The 16,996-nt window shown below is 63.8% G+C and carries 15 protein-coding genes; 7 read left to right on the top strand and 8 right to left on the bottom strand.

The genetic code is table 11. From position 1 onward, the window contains the following. Positions 1–22: 22 nt before the first annotated feature. Entirely contained in the window at positions 23–1,210 is a 1,188-nt protein-coding gene (locus HMI60_RS16400; RefSeq protein WP_055972395.1) for a substrate-binding domain-containing protein, read from the bottom strand. A 153-nt stretch (positions 1,211–1,363) separates the two neighbouring features. On the opposite strand from HMI60_RS16400, the gene HMI60_RS16395 reads away from it, so the two are divergent. Beyond that, positions 1,364–2,812, top strand: coding sequence for a sulfatase-like hydrolase/transferase (locus HMI60_RS16395; RefSeq protein WP_193589998.1), 1,449 nt, complete (start codon positions 1,364–1,366; stop codon positions 2,810–2,812). Here HMI60_RS16395 and HMI60_RS16390 read toward each other — a convergent pair. Next, positions 2,809–3,864 carry a Gfo/Idh/MocA family protein gene (locus HMI60_RS16390; RefSeq protein WP_227453566.1) on the bottom strand — a complete coding sequence of 352 codons (1,056 nt, stop codon included), beginning with the start codon at positions 3,862–3,864 and terminating at the stop codon, positions 2,809–2,811. The two genes, HMI60_RS16395 and HMI60_RS16390, sit on opposite strands and share 4 nt — an antisense overlap. 243 nt (positions 3,865–4,107) lie before the next feature. On the opposite strand from HMI60_RS16390, the gene HMI60_RS16385 reads away from it, so the two are divergent. The 5 genes from HMI60_RS16385 to HMI60_RS16365 all read left to right on the top strand — a co-directional run bounded on the left by HMI60_RS16385 (position 4,108) and on the right by HMI60_RS16365 (position 8,079). Further along, a complete protein-coding gene (locus tag HMI60_RS16385) occupies positions 4,108–5,445 on the top strand; it encodes an extracellular solute-binding protein (protein WP_193589997.1) in 1,338 nt (445 codons plus the stop codon). Next, positions 5,445–6,443, top strand: a complete 999-nt coding sequence (locus tag HMI60_RS16380; protein ID WP_193589996.1) for a carbohydrate ABC transporter permease — start codon at positions 5,445–5,447, stop codon at positions 6,441–6,443. Before HMI60_RS16385 ends, HMI60_RS16380 begins: the two co-directional genes overlap by 1 nt. A gap of 10 nt (positions 6,444–6,453) precedes the next feature. Then, the gene (locus HMI60_RS16375) at positions 6,454–7,359 is read left to right on the top strand and encodes a carbohydrate ABC transporter permease (RefSeq protein WP_039242882.1); all 906 of its coding nucleotides are present in this window, start codon (positions 6,454–6,456) and stop codon (positions 7,357–7,359) included. Positions 7,360–7,454: 95 nt separating this feature from the next. Next, positions 7,455–7,763 carry an MmcQ/YjbR family DNA-binding protein gene (locus tag HMI60_RS16370; RefSeq protein WP_055972381.1) on the top strand — a complete coding sequence of 103 codons (309 nt, stop codon included), beginning with the start codon at positions 7,455–7,457 and terminating at the stop codon, positions 7,761–7,763. Positions 7,764–7,773: 10 nt separating this feature from the next. Next, positions 7,774–8,079 carry a hypothetical protein gene (locus HMI60_RS16365; RefSeq protein WP_193589995.1) on the top strand — a complete coding sequence of 102 codons (306 nt, stop codon included), beginning with the start codon at positions 7,774–7,776 and terminating at the stop codon, positions 8,077–8,079. A 98-nt stretch (positions 8,080–8,177) separates the two neighbouring features. On the opposite strand, the gene HMI60_RS16360 is transcribed toward HMI60_RS16365, so the two are convergent. The 4 genes from HMI60_RS16360 to HMI60_RS16345 are packed head-to-tail and all read right to left on the bottom strand — an operon-like array spanning position 8,178 to position 13,286. Next, complete coding sequence (locus tag HMI60_RS16360; protein ID WP_055972375.1) at positions 8,178–8,990, bottom strand: bifunctional allantoicase/(S)-ureidoglycine aminohydrolase; 813 nt, start codon at positions 8,988–8,990, stop codon at positions 8,178–8,180. 14 nt (positions 8,991–9,004) lie between these two features. After that, entirely contained in the window at positions 9,005–10,267 is a 1,263-nt protein-coding gene (locus tag HMI60_RS16355; RefSeq protein ID WP_193589994.1) for an aldolase, read from the bottom strand. Between the two features lies 1 nt (position 10,268). Then, positions 10,269–11,867 (bottom strand): malate synthase A, encoded by a 1,599-nt coding sequence (gene aceB / locus HMI60_RS16350; RefSeq protein WP_193589993.1) that lies wholly within the window; start codon positions 11,865–11,867, stop codon positions 10,269–10,271. A gap of 18 nt (positions 11,868–11,885) precedes the next feature. Further along, positions 11,886–13,286: an NAD-dependent malic enzyme gene (locus HMI60_RS16345; protein ID WP_018778851.1), complete on the bottom strand. Its 1,401-nt coding sequence runs from the start codon at positions 13,284–13,286 to the stop codon at positions 11,886–11,888. A 220-nt stretch (positions 13,287–13,506) separates the two neighbouring features. Between HMI60_RS16345 and HMI60_RS16340 the strand changes: the two genes are divergently transcribed. Beyond that, positions 13,507–14,262, top strand: coding sequence for an IclR family transcriptional regulator (locus tag HMI60_RS16340; protein ID WP_018778852.1), 756 nt, complete (start codon positions 13,507–13,509; stop codon positions 14,260–14,262). Between the two features lie 130 nt (positions 14,263–14,392). Here HMI60_RS16340 and HMI60_RS16335 read toward each other — a convergent pair whose 3' ends face one another. Next, a complete protein-coding gene (locus HMI60_RS16335) occupies positions 14,393–15,895 on the bottom strand; it encodes a nucleobase:cation symporter-2 family protein (protein ID WP_193589992.1) in 1,503 nt (500 codons plus the stop codon). 168 nt (positions 15,896–16,063) lie between these two features. Next, positions 16,064–16,978, bottom strand: coding sequence for a factor-independent urate hydroxylase (gene pucL, locus HMI60_RS16330; RefSeq protein ID WP_018778854.1), 915 nt, complete (start codon positions 16,976–16,978; stop codon positions 16,064–16,066). Positions 16,979–16,996 lie beyond the last annotated feature (18 nt).

Genomic DNA, 16,996 nt, shown 5'->3' with positions numbered 1-16,996 from the left:
TGGGGCCCGCTCTGCGCGCCATTTAGCCCCCGGAGACCGCAGAGCGGGCCTCACAACGCTTCGCCCCGCAGGAGTCACGGACCACAATGCGTGGCCGCAACCGGATCTGGTAGAGCGGACACGCGTCGCCTTCGGTGAGCCGACGCAGCAGGACATCGGCGGCCATGACGCCCAGCCTGTGCTTGGCGGGCGAAACCGCCGTGAGCGGTATCCGGGCGAGGTCAGCCATTTCGTCGTCATAGGAGACGAGCGCGAGGTCCTCGGGAACCCGAACCCCGTGCCTGGACGCGGCGCCTTCCAGCAGAGCGGCTTCCCGGTCTCCGAAGACCAACGCCGCCGTGGCACCACTGCCAGCCAGCAGCCCGAACATGTGCTCGGCCTGGTCGGCTTCCCACTCCGGCTTGGTTGCGCTGAACGCCATGTGCCCATCGTTCTCCAACCCCAACGCCGTGATGGCAGCCGTATACCCTGCGATGACCGCAGCCTGCGTGGGATTACTGCTGCGAGCGGCCTCGTTCGCGCGCGTGAGTAGCCCGATCTTTCGGTGACCCAAGCGGTGGAGGTGCATGACGGCGTCGTACGCTCCGCCTTGGTGATCCGAGCAGACGTGTTCCGTGCGGTCGCCGGGCCCCAGATCGTCAAGGCTCCGCTCCAAGAGGACAACCGGCACGGGAAGGGCCATGAGCTCGGCGACGCGCTGCTGGGGATCGGCCAAACCGGTCAGCGTCGGCACCAGGATGAGGCCGTCCACGCCGGCATCCAGAAGGAACTGGATGCCGGCGTTCTCGCGCGTGAAGTCGTAGTGGTACGTGGACAGTTGCAGGCTCGCGCCCCGGGCCGAGAGGTGTTCCTCGATCCCCTGGAGGACGCGCGGGTAGTACAGCTGCGTGTCCGGGAGCAGGACGCCGATGACGAACCTCGAGCGTTTCTGCGTGCGCTGTGGTGCAGCGACGAAGCTGCCGGCGCCCTGCCGCCTGACCACCAGCCCTTTGCCTACAAGGTCCTCGAAGGCCCTCCGCACCGTGGTCAGGGAAAGGCCGGTCTCTGCCGCGAGTTGCTGCTCGGTGGGGAGCTTGGTCCCCACGGCCCACGTCCCGGCGAGGATGTCCCTGCGGAGGTCGTCGCTCAAGTCCTGGAACTTCAAGTTGGCCTTGGCAGTGTCGCGAAGGGGTGCGCCACCGGAGTCCGGTTCCTGTTTCCTCTTTGGCATGATCCATCTCCACCTGTGGACAGACGATTTCTCTCATCATGCACCACAATTTAGAGAGTATTTGAGGAGTAATTGTCAGATCCCCGGAGTATTTTCACGCCAACCGGGAATGCTCATTGATTCCTTGCCTTGAGGCTCAGTAGCAATGGGAGGGTGTCCAACAAGAAGCCGAACATCCTTTTCATCCTCAGCGACGACCAAGGCGCCTGGGCGCTGGGTTGCGCCGGAAACCCCGAAATCCACACACCAAATCTGGACGGCCTCGCTGCCCGCGGCACGCGGCTGGAGAACTTCTTCTGCGCCTCACCGGTCTGCTCCCCGGCGCGCGCCAGCCTGATGACCGGGGACATCCCGTCGCGCCACGGCGTCCACGATTACCTGGCGGGCGTCGAGGTCGGAGCGGACGCCACTGATTACCTGCAGGGTCAGCGGTTGTTCACGGATGACCTCGCCGATGCCGGCTACCGCCTGGGCCTGTCCGGCAAATGGCACCTTGGCGCCAACGATGCTCCCCGGAAGGGCTTCAGCCACTGGTTCGCCCTGGAAGGCGGCGGCAGCACGTATGACAGCTCGGTGATGTACAGGTTCGACGGCGGCACCAGCCACCGGGAAACGGTCACCGAGTACTTGACGGACGCGATCACCGGCGATGCCCTGGACTTCATCAACGATGCCTCGCAAGAGCCCGAACCCTTCTTCCTGGCCCTCAACTACACAGCTCCCCACAAGCCGTGGAAGGGGCAACATCCGCCGGAATTTGAGGATCTCTACAGCGACTGCGGATTTTCCAGCTGCCCGCAGGAAGCCATGCACCCATGGACTCCCACCGTGGACGGGGTGCCGATCGGCGGCGAAGCAGACACCCGTGCAGCCCTTGTGGGGTACTTTGCCGCCGTCAGTGCCATGGACGCCGGGATCGGGACGGTCCTCAGCCGGCTGGAGGAACTCGGCATCCAAGACAACACCTTGGTGGTCTTCAGCAGCGACAACGGCTTCAATTGCGGCCACCACGGCATTTGGGGGAAGGGCAACGGGACGTTTCCGCAGAACGTCTACGATTCCTCCGTCAAAGTGCCGGCGATCTTCGCACTCCCGGCCAGGATCCGGCAGGGCGCGGTAATGACGGAACTGTTGTCCGCCTACGATATGGCGGCCACCATCCTGGAGCTGGCGGAGGTAAACCACAGCCCCTTCGAAGACGGGCCGGGACAGTCTTTCGCGGAGCTTTTAGGCGGACTGCCACCGGCGTCCGGCGATCGCGCCGTCGTGGTCTTTGACGAATACGGTCCCGTCCGGATGATCCGCAGCACCGACTGGAAGTACGTGCACCGCTATCCGCACGGTCCGCATGAACTCTACGATCTCCTGGCCGACCCGGACGAGCGAGTCAACCTCGTGGACCAGCCGGCGCACGCGGCACGGGTGTCCGCCATGCGTTCCCGGCTTCAGGAATGGTTTCAGCTGCACGCCGTCCCTGGCCTCGACGGGAGTTGGCTTCCCGTGGCGGGGGCAGGCCAGACTGCGTCCGTGCTGGATGATCCCCTGGGGGCTTTCACCCCACCCAACTGGGATGGCACGGACGCAGCCGGAGGGTCGTCCTAACCGGCGTCCGTGAGGGCGAGTCCGGTACTGAGCTCTTGGGCACTGAGCTCCTGGGTACTGAGCTCCTGGCCACTGTCCAGGAGAACCACGGCCTGGCCGCTACCGGCAGCCTCGTAGGACGCCAGGACTACCTCCACGATGTGGCGGGCGTGCTCAACACTGACTTTGGGCGCACCGCCGTCGAGCACAGTGATGAAATCCTGCAGCTGCAGGAAGAAGCCCTCTTGGATGTCCTCGGGCCGCGGCTCCCATACCGTGCGTGTCACGCCGTCGCGCCGGACCAAGGTTCCATGGTGGGGGCTGCAGGACAGGGTGCCGTACTCACACACGATCAGGACCTCGTCCAAGCGCTGCACGGCGTCGGACACCACGGAGATGCTGACATGCACCCCGTTCCTGAGGGTCAACGCCATGGCACCGTCGGTTTCCACGGGAACGCCGAAGCGCTTGAGGGTAGAGGCGCTCACGGACTCAACGGGTGCGCCACCGAACCAGATGGAGCGGTCAAGGCAATGGCCGCCGATGTTCATCAGTGCACCCCCACCTGCCATGGCCTCGCTGAAGAACCAATCCGGCCGGGTTCCCGGACGGTAATCGGTGGTCCTGTAGTCGCGGATCATCAGGACCCGGCCCAGTTCGCCGCTCGCCAGTACGTCCTCCGCGGCCAGTTTCTCCGGAAGGAAATGCTGGATCTGCCCGATCACCAAGGACACCCCGGCCTCCCGGCAGGCTTGAATCATGCGATCGCAGTCGGCCACGGTGGTGGCCATGGGCTTTTCCACCAGCACGTGCAATCCGTGGTCGGCTGCGGCCAGCACCATCTCCAGGTGCAGGGCGTGCGGGGTATTGATGATGACGGCGTTCAAGCCGGCCTCACGGTACATGGCCAGGTAGTCCCCAAAGACGGAAGCCCCCCATGGCGATGCGACCCTCTCTGCGGCTTCAGGCCGCAGGTCGCAGACGGCGGCCAACTCCACGTTGCTGATCCGCGCTGCGGATGCTGCATGGAAATGTGCCACGGCGCCCGCGCCAATGATTCCAAGTCGTATCAATTTCCCTCTTTAGCTCGGAGCCGGAGCGCGGGCTCGTTCGATCGGAACGCCGCGCAGGTCTCCTCGATTGTTGGGCAGCCGGAAAAGAGGAATAAATGCCTAATTGGGTCCCACCGCCCACGGGCTGCCAGGCAGGTGGAGAAACTTTCCAAAATACTCATTGAATCCTGCTTTCCGAGGCTGTGAGAGTCGTCTCACTGAACCGCATCCGGCTGGTTCCCCCTCACTCGAAAGGTGATTCCCATGGGCAAAACAGCCCGTCATCTTCGCCCACTGGCCGCCCTGTTGGGTGCAGCGCTTGCCTTGTCCACCACTGCCTGCGGCGGAGCCACCGATGCCTCCCCGGCCGCCGAAGCCGTGGATATTTCCGGGTCCATTTCCGGCCAGACCATCAACTATTGGTCGATGTGGAAAGACGGCGAACCTCAGCAAAAGGTCATCGCCACTGCCATCGCGGACTTCGAAAAAGAAACCGGCGCCAAAGTCAGCGTCCAATGGCAGGGACGCAGCAACACCGAAAAGCTCGTCCCTGCGCTGAACACCAACAACGTCCCGGACCTGGTGGACGGAACGTTCGCCAAGCTCGCTCCGGTGATCGGCGAAACCGGGCAGGCCAGCCCCCTGACGTCCGTCTACGCGTACGAGCTGGACGGGAAGACCGTCAGTTCAGTGATTCCGGAGAAGTTCACCAGCAACGGCGTCTTCAAGGGAGAAGACGGACAGCCTTGGATGGTGCCCTACAGCATCAGCTCGGACGGCATCTGGTTCGATGCCGCCAAGCACCCGGAGCTCAAAGCAAAGCCGCCAGCCACCTGGGATGAATTCATTGCAGTCCTGGACAAGCTGAAGGCTGGCGGAACAGCCCCCATTGCCGCCGACGGTGATATCGCAGGCTATAACTCCACCTGGTTCGTTACCTCGCTGCTCCGGCTCAAAGGCGCTGGCAGCTTCAAGGCCCTTGCAGAAGACAAATCAGGCGCAGGATGGGATGACCCTGCCGTCCTTGAAGCAGCACAAAAGGTGGAAACCCTGGTCAAGGGCGGATACCTCAACAGTGGCTACAACGCCAGCAAGTTCCCCGCCCAACAGCAGCTCTGGGCAAACGGTGACGCCGCCCTGATCCTCAACGGCTCGTGGACGCCCACGGAAACCGGTTCATACGCCGCCCCAGGCTTCGAATACTCCTCGTTCCAGTTCCCGGCCATCGGCGACAAGCCGGCCAGCGCCCGCGTGGACTTCATCGGCTTCGCTGTTCCGGCAAAATCCAAGAACCAGGTTCCTGCCCAGCGGCTTGCGGCGTACCTGCTGGGCGCCAAGTACCAGGACGCCCTCGGAACGGACGCCAAGGTGCTGCCGGTGAGGCAGGACGCACCGGTGGATCCCGCCGTCGCAAGCGTCAAAGCCGCTATAGACGCCGCTCCGGCCACGCACCTGCAGAACGACGGCGTGACGTTCCCCGGATACACGGAGAAAGTCTTCTTCCCCAGGGACGATGAACTGTTCCTTGGAAAGACCACAGCCGCAGAGTTCGTGGCCAAGATGAAGGAAGCCCAGATCCAGTACTGGAAGGACAACGGCTGATGTCCGTCGGCCTGAAAGAACCCCGCGCCGGTAAAGCGGCAATGCAGAATCCCGAGTCCCGGAAAACGGTGACCAGGAAGGCCTCAGCTCAGGGCCGCCAACCGGGAAGCTCCATCGATGTGCAGCGCAAGAAGCTGCTGGTTCCCTTCGTGGGTCCGGCGTTCGTCCTGTACACGGTCCTGTTCATCGTTCCCGCCCTTGGTGCAGTGTGGATCAGCCTCCACAAATGGGCCGGCTCCGGACCCATGAAATTCGTGGGCCTGGACAACTACGGCCGGATCTTCCGGGACCCGCTGTTCCTGTCATCGTTCGGCAACACCCTGCTGCTGCTGTTCGTGGTGGGAGCCGCAATCTTCATTCTCGCTTTCGCCATGACGCTCGTCCTCCGGGACATGGCAGGGAAGAAGGTGGTCCGTAACGTCATCTTCTTCCCGCACCTCATCAACGCGCTCGTTTTCGGTGTCCTGGCCGGCTTCATCTTCAACCCCGGCGGAATGGTCAACAGCCTCCTTGCGCCCCTTGGAGTGACAGACCCGCCCAAGTGGCTGGCACAGGACAACATCTTCCCACTCATCATGGTCACCCTGGTCTGCACCACCACCGGTTACTTCACCACCATCCTGATGGCCGGCGTCGACCGTATTCCGCCCTACTACTACGAGGACTGCGCCCTGGCAGGAGCCTCCGCGTTCCAGCGGCTGCGGTACGTCATCCTCCCGCTGACCTGGGATGTCTTCGGTACCTGTGCCGTGCTGTGGACCATCTCGTCGGTGAAGATCTTCGAGATCGTGTGGGTATTCGGCGGTAGCTCCGGGGCAGGGGTGCCTCCCACCCAAAGCTGGACGGCAGCCGTCTACACCTACGTCAACGCCTTCTCCGGACAGTCCACGCCCGCCTATGGAGCCGCAACGGCCTCCGCTGTGTTGTCGCTGGCCCTGATCTCCGTCCTGGTTGTCCTGCTGCGCCGCGCCATGCGTCGCGACGCCGTCGAGTTCTAAAGGAAATGACATGAGCGAATACAAACTGCTGGCTCCCTTGACCGCCCGCAGGCGGGGACGCCGCGGTGTCAGTCCCGCCCTGCGGGGGGAACGCAGCGTAGTCCGGGGCATCGGTGTGGGGTTGCTGTGGCTGGTGGTTGCGATCAGTATCGCGGCGCTGGTGTGGATGGTGGCGCAGGCCTTCCGGGATACGCGGGCCATTCTTGATGACCCGTGGGGCGTGCCGGCCTCCCTGGACTTCGGCAACTTCGTTCGGGCCTGGACCGTGGGAGACTTCGCGGTGGCCACGTGGAACAGCCTGCTGACCACAGTGGTGTCGTCGGTCCTTACCGTCGCCATCGCCGCGCCGTGCGCTTACTACCTGAGCCGGGTGGACAACAAGCTCACCCGCGGCCTGAGCCTGTACTTCATCCTGGGCCTCGGAATTCCGGCGCAGGTCATCCTGATTCCGCTGTTCGTGATGCTGAACAAGGTGTACCTCACGGACAGCATCATCGGATTGAACCTCGTCTACATCGGGGTTTCCATGCCGTTCACGGTCTTCCTGCTGACCGCCTTCTTCCGTTCCCTCCCCCTGGAAATGGAGGAAGCCGCAGCCCTCGACGGGACCACGGCCTTCGGAACCTTCTGGCGCATCACCCTGCCTTTGGCCAAGGGAGGCATCCTCACTGCCTTCATCCTCCAGGTCATCTCGCACTGGAACGAGACCCTTCTGGCCTTGACCCTGCTGCAATCCACTGAGAAGTACACGCTCCCGGTAGCGCTGATTTCGTTCGTCCAACAGCAGACCTACTCCGGCGCTGACTGGGGTGGACTGTTCGCAGGCCTGGTGATGGTGGTGCTGCCCATGCTGGTCATCTACGTGTGGCTGGGCCGGCGGCTTACCGAGGGACTCACGCTCGGGATGGGCAAATAGACCCTCGACGCCGGCGCTACCGCAGCCGGCCCAGCCTAGCTACGGGTTGCCCGGGATGTCTTGTCCTCGGAAGCGCGCCAATGCCACAGTGAACCATGGCCACCGAAGAGGACGTCAGGAGGATCTGCCTGGAGATGCCGGGTGTCAGCGAACGCTTGAGCTGGGGTCAACCCGCCTGGTTCGCCAAGACGCTCATGGCACGTATCTGGGAAGACGGGGTTGTCACGGTCAAGACCGATGAACGTGAAGCGCTCGCAGCCATGGAACCGGACACCTATTTCTGGACACCTCATCACGACCAATCCCCGAAGCTGCTCCTGGTCCGACTGGAGGGGATCGACGTGGACGAGCTCGACGAACTGCTGCAGGAGTCGTACAGGATCGCCGGCGGCCGGGCAGGTTAGACTCGGCCGCATGGGGGACAACAACACGCCTGGGGAACACCACTCACCGCAGCCCGCCCGGAAACTGGCGGTCGTCGTCGTGCCTTTGCTGGGCCTGGTTGCCGCGATCGTTGGGCTGATCGTGGCGTGGAACGGAACCAACGAACCGATTGGTTGGTTTGCCTACGCGCCGCTGAGCGACAACGTCTTCCAACCGAGCGGGGGGAGCTTTGTCAGCCGCGGAAGCCAGCTGGGGCTGGCCGTGGCGGGGGTTGGCCTGCTGGTCCTCGCGTTCTGCGCCGGGCTGGCCATCGGCCGCCGCCAAGTTCGCCGCTGACTTCGCCGCAGAAACGCGAAAACGCCGCAGAAACGCGAAATCGCCGGATAGCTCCAGCGAACTGGCAGCTTTCCGGCGATCTCGGCGCAAGGAGAAGACTAGGTGAGCTTCACTTGGCGGTTCATGTCCTTGTACAGCAGGTAGCGGAACTCGCCCGGTCCACCGGCGTAGCAAGCCTGCGGGCAGAACGCGCGCAGCCACATGAAGTCGCCGGCTTCCACCTCAACCCAGTCGTTGTTGAGCAAGTACATGGCCTTGCCTTCCAGCACGTACAAGCCGTGCTCCATGACGTGGGTTTCCGGGAAGGGGATCACGCCGCCGGGCTGGAAGGTCACGATGTTGACCTGCATATCGTGGGCGAGGTCGCTGGAGTCCGTGAAGCGAGTGGTCTTCCAGACGTCGTTGGTGTCCGGCATGGAGGTGGGCTCCACGTCCTTCTCGTTGGTGACGAAGGATTTGGCCTCGAAGCCTTCAAGGCGCTCGTAGGCTTTGCGGATCCAGTGGAAGGAGACGATGTCGTCCGAGACGTTTTCCAGGCCCCACTCCGCGCCGGCGGCGAGGTAGGCGTAGCCGCCCTCCTCGAGGTGGTGCAGTTCGCCGTCGAGCGTCAGGTTGACCTGGCCCTTGGTCACGAAGATGACGCCTTCAACGCCGGCCTCGAATTCTGCCTTGGGTGCCCCGCCGCCCGGGGCGATCTCGACGATCAGCTGGGAGAACGTGGTGGCGAAGCCGGAAATCGGCCGCGCGATGATCCAGGAACGCGTGTTGGAGAAGCCCGGCAGGTTGCTGGTGACGATGTCCGTCATCACGCCCTTGGGGATCACCGTGTAAGCCTCGGTGACGATGGCCCGTTCCGTGGTCAGATGTGTCTGGGGCGGCAGTCCGCCCTGCGGGTAGTAGTAGTTGCCCATGCGGGAAGCTCCTATCAGTGGGAAGTCGGTTGTGCGAGCCGCGGGTGCGCAAGCGCGGTCAGCTGTGAAAGTTCGACGCCGGCAAGCGCCTTGACCTCGTCGGTCCCCACTGCGCCGCACTGGACGCCGCGGAGGACGAAGCCTGCGAGGGCACGGGCCGTGGCGGGCTCGTCCATGACGCCGCCTTCGGTGCGTTCCACGTAGTTGCGCAGGCGCAGTGCCGCGGCGGGAAGGCCTTCGCGGTAGAACGCATACGACGCCGAGAAGCGGCTGGGCAGCTGGGCGGCGTGGAGATCCCAGCCTTGGTAGTAGCCGTTCTCCAGGGAACGGCGGACCAGCCGGCCGTGCAGCTTCCAGGCATCTTCCACGGCGTCACCGACGGGGATGATGTTGGTGGAACCGTCGGAGAGACGGATTCCCGTGCCGGCAACAGCGAGCTGCATGACTTCCTTGGCGAAGTCGGCCACGGGGTGCTCCATGGACTGGTACTCGGCGGAGATTCCCAGCGAGGCGCTGTAGTCGTAGGTCCCGTAGTGCAGGGCACTGATACGGCCCGGAACAACGTGGGGGAGCTGGGCTACCGGAGAGGTCCCGTCGGCACCGATGATGAGCTGCGGCGTTTCCACCTGCACCTCGAAGCGGAGCCGGCCTGCGGGGAGTCCGTGCACTTCTTCCAACCGCGACACTGCGAAGTCCATGGCCTGCACCTGTGCCACCGTGGTGACCTTGGGCAGGGTGAGGATCAGCCCGGCAGGGAGTTCCCCGGCCTGGGCCAGGGTGGAGACGAACAGGTCCAGGGTCTTCAGGCCGCGGGCACGCGTCGGTGCTTCGAAGCACTTGAAGCGGATGCCGATGAACGGCGGGGCCGTTCCGGCGGCAACTGCTGCGGCAACTGCGTTGGCGGCAGCAACGGCGTCGGCGTCTTCTGCCTCATCGCCGCGGGCGCCGTAGCCGTCCTCGAAGTCCAGACGGAGGTCCTCGATCGGCTCGGAAGCGAGCTTCGCGGCGACGCGCTCGGCAACAGCGGCAGCCAGGTGAGGTTCCTGGCCCAACAGCTGACCGAGCTTTTCGAGGCCACCGTGGGCTTCCGCCGTCGCGAGTGCCTGGGCGCCCCAATCTGCCACGAAGGTGGGCGTGAAGCGGTCGGCGGGGATGTAGACGGTGTGGATGGGCTGGCGTGAGCCGTCGTCGCCGGGGTAGTTGCGGTCAAGCAACTGGTCCGTTGCCTCCAGCTGCGACTCAATGTGTGCCAGGTCGGATGCAGAGAATGAACCCATCTCAGCCCACCAGCTCATACGCGGGCGTGGTGAGGAAGTCCGTGTAATCGTCGGAGAGACAGATGTCCTCGATCAGCTTGGACGCCGGCTCGTAGTACTTGGTGAAGTTCTCGTCGCCGAACTCGATCCGCAGGCGCTCGGTCTCTTCGCCCAGGATGCGGGTGACCAGTTCGCGGGTCACGGTGTTGCCCGTGTCCGCGAGGACGGACTTGTTGCGGATCTGCTGCCACACCTGCGAGCGGGAGATTTCCGCGGTCGCGGCGTCTTCCATGAGGTTGTGGATGGCTACCGCGCCGCTGCCGGAGATCCAGACGCCCGTGTAGGCGACGGCGACGTACAGATTCAGCCGCAGGCCGGCTTCCGTGACGGTTCCGCCGGCGGACGCGACGTCGATCAGCTGCTCAGCGGTGACGTTCACCTCCGGGCGCTGCTTGTCCAGCTGGTTGGGCCGGTCACCGAGCACGGAGTCGAAGACTTCGCGGCAGGTGGGAACGAGGTCCGGGTGGGCAACCCATGAACCGTCGAAGCCGTCGTTCGCCTCACGGGTCTTGTCGGCGCGGACCTTGTCGAAGGCAGCGGCGGTGACGTCGGGCTGCTTGCGGTTGGGGATGACGGCGGCCATGCCACCCATGGCGAAAGCGCCGCGCTTGTGGCAGGTCTTGACCAGGAGTTCGGTGTAGGCGCGCATGAACGGAGCCGTCATGGCAACGGTGGCACGGTCCGGGAGGACGAACTCTTCGCCTGCATCACGGAAGTACTTGATGATGCTGAAGAGGTAGTCCCAGCGTCCGGCGTTCAGGCCAGAGGCGTGGTCACGGAGTTCGTAGAGAATCTCGTCCATTTCGAACGCGGCCGGGATGGTCTCGATCAGCACGGTGGCGCGGACGCTGCCCTGCGGGATGCCGAGGAAGTCCTGGGCGAAGACGAAGACGTCATTCCAGAGGCGTGCCTCCAGGTGGCTCTCCATCTTGGGCAGGTAGTAGTACGGGCCGTGGCCGTTGAGCAGAAGCTGCTTGGCGATGTGGAAGAAGTGCAGGCCGAAGTCCACCAGCGCACCCACGGCGGGTTCGCCGTCGATCAGCAGGTGGCTCTCTTCCATGTGCCAGCCGCGGGGGCGGGCCACCACAACGGCCAGGGGAGCGTCCGTGCGGAGACGGTATTCCTTGCCTTCGGGGGAGGTGTAGCTCAGGGTTCCCTGGGCGGCGTCGCGGAGGTTGAGGATGGCGTCGATGACGTTGGGCCAGGTGGGCGTGCTGGCATCTTCGAGGTCAGCCAACCAGACCTTGGCGCCGGAGTTGAGGGCGTTGATGGCCATCTTGGCCGGGGTCGCGGGGCCGGTCATCTCAACGCGGCGGTCTTGCAAAGCTGCGGGTGCCTCGGCAACCTTCCAGTCGCCGTCGCGGATTTCGCGGGTCTCCGGAAGGAAGTCCAGGCGGCTGGTTTCGGCGACCTTTTGGCGCTTGGCTTTGCGGGCCTCCAGGAGTTCGTTGCGGGTGCCTGCGAAGCGCTGGTGCAGTTCCTCGATGAAGGCCAAGGCCTTGGGGGTGAGGATTTCCTCGGCGCGATCGATCGGCTGGGGATCTGTGACTGTGATAGCCATGTGAGCGGATTCCTTTTTCTAGAGTGCGCTGGCGGCGTTGGCGTGCGCAGCGTTGGCTACGGCGGTCGCTACATCGGCGGCAACATGGGGATCGAAGACGCTGGGGATAATGTAACTCGCGTTCAGCTCCTCGTCAGCTACCCGGTTGGCGATTGCCTCGGCTGCGGCTACCAGCATGTTCGGCGTGATGTCCGACGCTCCGGCATCCAGCAGGCCCCGGAAGAACCCGGGGAAGGCCAGCACGTTGTTGATCTGGTTCGGGAAGTCGCTGCGGCCCGTGGCCACTACTGCTGCGTGCTTGGAAGCAATCACGGGATCGATTTCCGGCGTCGGGTTGGCCATGGCGAACACGATCGCGTCCTCGGCCATGGAAGCAACCTGCTCCTCGCCGATGACGTGCGGGGCGCTGACGCCGATGAAGACGTCCGCTCCCTTGAGGGCGTCGTGCAGGGTTCCGGAGAAGCCTTCTTCGTTGGTGTTCGCGGCGATCCAGCTGCGGTGCTCGTCGTCGTACTTTTCGCCCGAGTGGATGGCTCCGGAGCGGCCGGCGGCGATGATGTGCTGCGCGCCCTGGGCCTTGAGGAGTTGGATGATGGCCGAGCCGGCAGCGCCGACGCCCGAGACCACGATCTTGACTTCGGAGAGCTTCTTGTCCACCACACGCAGGGCATTGACCAAGGCAGCGAGCGTGACGATCGCGGTGCCGTGCTGGTCATCGTGGAAGACCGGGATGTCGAGTTCTTCGCGGAGGCGGTTCTCGATTTCGAAGCAGCGCGGCGCGGCGATGTCTTCGAGGTTGATGCCGCCGTAGACCGGTGCCATGGCCTTGGCGATCATGATGATCTCTTCGGTGTCCTGTGTATCCAGACAGACCGGCCAGGCATCCACGTTGGCGAACTGCTTGAAGAGCGCAGCCTTGCCTTCCATCACGGGAAGGGCGGCTGCGGGGCCGATGTTGCCGAGGCCCAGGACTGCCGAACCGTCGGTGAGGACGGCGATGGTGTTGCGCTTGACCGTCAGGTTGCGGGCAGCGGCCGGGTCTTCAGCGATCGCCATGCAGACGCGGGCGACGCCGGGAGTGTAGGCGCGCGACAGGTCGTCGCGGTTGCGCAGGGCTACTTTGGGGACAACTTCGAGCTTGCCGCCCAGGTGCATGAGGAAGGTGCGGTCCGAGACGTGCTGGACGGTGACGCCGTCGAGGGCGTTCAGGGCGTCCTTGACGCGGGCTGCGTGGTCGTCGTCGGTGGTGTTGCAGGTGACGTCAACGACGATCGTCTCGTGGTGGGATTCCGTGACGTCCAGCGCGGTGATTGCTGCACCGGCTGCGCCGACGGCTGCTGCCAGTTCGCTGGTAGCGGTGAAGCTCGACGGTGCGGCGACGCGCAGGGTGATCGAGTTTCCGGGGCTCGGATTCGCCATTGAAATTCCTCCTGTAAGGCCCGTTCCCGGGCCGCCGTTCCAAACTGAATGTTTTCGTATTATGGATATTATTATCTACAAAGTGGAAACACAAGCCCTTGCTTGGTCATGTTCGGTGTCATCGCAGAGGTGCGCCTCGTGCTGTATCTTGGGTGTTCTAAGCATTCTTTTCACGATGCGGATAAGAGTTGTCGGAATCTGAGTCATTGGAGACAAGGGAATGGCTGAAAAAGCCTCCGGAGGCGTGCAGTCCGTTGAGCGCGTCTTTGAACTGTTGGAACTGATCACGGACGCGGGCGGCGATGTCACCCTGAGCGAGCTCTCGTCGTCCACTGACCTGCCCCTGCCCACCATCCACCGGCTGCTGCGCACGCTGGTGTCGCTGGGCTACATCCGGCAGCTGCCCAATCGCCGCTACGCCCTGGGCCCGCGGCTGATCCGGCTTGGGGAGGGTGCCAGCAAGCAGCTTGGTGCCGTGGCTCGTCCGCAGTTGAAGACCCTGGTGGAACGCCTCGGCGAAACTTCCAACATGGCAGTCCTCGATTCCGACATGGTCATCTACGTGGCGCAGGTCCCGTCCATGCACTCCATGCGCATGTTCACCGAGGTGGGCCGCCGCGCCCACACGCACGATACCGGCGTCGGCAAAGCCATCCTGGCCCAGCTGGACGATGAGCAGGTCCGCGGAATCGTTGCACGCACCGGCATGCCTACTCCCACGGCCAAGAGCATCGGCGATATCGACTCCCTGCTGGCAGACCTGAAGCTCATCCGTGAACGCGGCTACTCCATTGACGAGGAAGAGCAGGAACTCGGCGTCCGCTGCTTCGCCATGGCCGTTCCCAACGCTCCCACGCCCACGGCGATCTCCGTCTCCGGCCCCATCACCCGCGTGGACCAGAGCTTCGCCGACCGCGCCGTGCCCATGTTGCGTGAAGCAGCCATGGCCATCTCCGCGGAGCTGAACCAGAACTAACGCCCAGTTGGCATTTGATGGCAATGTTCCGCTGGAACATTGCCATCTTTTGTCGTCCCGCCGGGACGAAAAGAAGGCGGCAGTGTCCCCCAAGGAAACACTGCCGCCTTCTGTCATCTGCGGACCGGAGCTAGTGCTCTGACGCGCTGGATGTCTTGAGCGGAACTTCGTTGCCGTCCGCGTCGATCAGCTTGCCGTTTTCGAAGCGGTCGCCTTCGCTGAGGCACTTGATGTCCTCTTCGCTGACGATCCGGTCCGTGCCCGCGACGAACACCGACTGGTTGTCCGAGTTGCCGGCCTTGAAGTGGTTGAAGAGGATGTTCAGGATGATCGCCATGACCGCAGCGGAGCTGATGCCGGAGTGGAAGATCGTGGAGAACCAGGAGGGGAACTGGTCGTAGAACTTCGGTGCCGCAATGGGGATCATGCCGAAGCCAATGGAAGCGGCAACGATGATCAGGTTCATGTTGTTCTTGTACTCGACCTTGGCCAGGGTACGGATACCGCTGGCTGCCACCGTACCGAACAGCACGACGCCGGCGCCGCCCAGGACGGGCGTCGGAACCGCTGCGACAACCCGGCCGAGGATCGGCAGGAGACCGAGGATGACCAGGATGAGGCCGCCGGCGCTGACCACGAAGCGGCTCTTGATGCCGGTGATGGCGACGAGTCCCACGTTCTGGGCGAAGGCGCTCTGGGTGAAGGAGTTGAACAGCGGGGAGATCGCGCTGGAGAGCATGTCGGCGCGGAGGCCGTCGCCGATGCGGCGGGAGTCAACCTTGGTGTCGACGATTTCGCCCACTGCGATGATGTCTGCCGAGGTCTCGGTCAGGGTCACCAGGATAACGATGAGCATGGAGATGATCGCGGCAATTTCGAAGGTTGGAGCACCGAAGGCGAAGGGCGTGGGGAATGCGACGATGTCGCCCTGGCCCACCTTGGAGAAGTCAGCCATGCCCGCAACGAGCGCGATGATGGTTCCGATCACCATGGCCAGGAGGATCGAGAGCCGGGAAATGGCGGCGTTGCCCACCTTGCTCAGCAGCAGGACGATGCCCATGGTGGCCGCCGCGAGCCCGATGTTGGAGACGCTGCCGTAGTTCTCGGCCTTGGCGTTGCCGCCCATGGCCCAGTTCGCGGCCACGGGCATCAGCGTCAGGCCGATGGTGGTGATCACCGTGCCCGTCACCACGGGCGGGAAGAATTTGATGATCTTGGAGAACAGGGGAGTGATCGCCAGGCCAATCAGGGATGCCACGATCACCGAGCCGAAGACCGCCTGGATCCCGCCACCGCCTTGGACGATCGCCACCATGGTTGAGACGCCTGCGAAGGAAACGCCCTGTACCAGCGGCAACTGCGAGCCGAACCACGGGATGCCTACAGTCTGGAGGATGGTGGCCAGGCCGCCAACGAACAAACAGGCGGCAATAAGGAGGCCGATGTCCTGCGAGGACATGCCGGCGGCTGCACCGATGATCAGCGGCGGGGCGATGATTCCGCCGTACATGGTGAGGACGTGCTGGAAGCCGTAGGCGAAGGTGCTTCCGATGGAGAGCTTCTTGTCCTCGGGCCGTTCAGGACGGTGCGAGGCGGTGGTATTCGCGGGGCGGGATTTTTTCTTGATGTTCATGGCAGACTTCCTAGGTTCATGGCAGACGTCTTCGTCTGGCTAACTGTGTCTGGCTAACAAAATCTTTGGTGTTGCGGGGTTTTTGGGGTTGGGTTTGGGTGCAGGCCCGGCCCCTTGCGGGGCGCTTCGGAGCCGGACCTGCACACAAGTCCCTGGGGGTGTTGCGGTTTAGCAGAAGCCGGCGATGCCGCTCCAGGCAACGGGTGCAGCCTCGATGTTCTCGCGCTGGACAGTTGCTTCGATGAGGCCGTACGGGCGGTCGGCGGCGAAGAAGACCTCGTTGGGGTTGTCGAGGCCGAACGGGCTCAGGTCAACCAGGAAGTGGTGCTTGTTGGGCATGGAGAACTTGATTTCATCAACTTCGCTGTGTGCTTCCAGGACCTTCTTGCCCATGTCGAACAGCGTCTGCTGCAGGGCGTGGGAGTAGTTCTCGGTGAAGCCTTCCAGCAGGAGGGCCTTGATGTCGTCGTAGCTCTTGTTGAAGTCCGTGCCGGCGACGTCCAGGTTGGTGTTGTAGCGCCAGCGGGCGGATACGTCGGTGGCCAGGATGCGGTCGGTGGTCTCCGGCAGGGTGGTGTACTTGTCGCGCGGGTAGCCGACAAAACCGGACTGCGTGGTCTTGAGGACGGTCAGGTCCTTGAGGCCGGAAATCACGTGCGTGGTTGCGCCATCACGGACGACGACGGCGGTACGCACCTCCTGGCCGTTGCGGACGAAGCTGTGGTCGTGTCCCTCTCCGTGTGCCTGGATGCGGTCCCAGCTGTAGGCCTCGGCTTCCCAACGGCCGCCGGTGACCCAGTCGAATCCGCCGGTGAAGTGGTCCGCGAGGCGCAGGAGGAAGGATTCGGGCGAGCCGATGCCTTCACGGGCAAACGCGTAGACGGTGTTCTTCTGGGTGTCCGTGGCAACGACGTGGCCGTTGTCGCCCTGAAGGTGTGCGGCCTGGAAGTCGCCACGCAGCTGCGAGGTGACGTTCAGGTCTTCGATGTGGTGGCGGTCCGTATCCCGAGTGACCTTGACGACGCGGACTTCTGCTTTGCCGTACTGGTTTTCGCCGAGGACGATGTTGTTGCTCATGGTCATATCCCAACTTCTGTGAGG

The organism is Paenarthrobacter sp. YJN-D (genome assembly GCF_015040335.1).
Lineage (GTDB): Bacteria > Actinomycetota > Actinomycetes > Actinomycetales > Micrococcaceae > Arthrobacter > Arthrobacter nicotinovorans.
The sequence above is the reverse complement of the archived record's forward strand: the minus strand, read 5'-3'. Positions and strand labels throughout refer to the sequence as shown.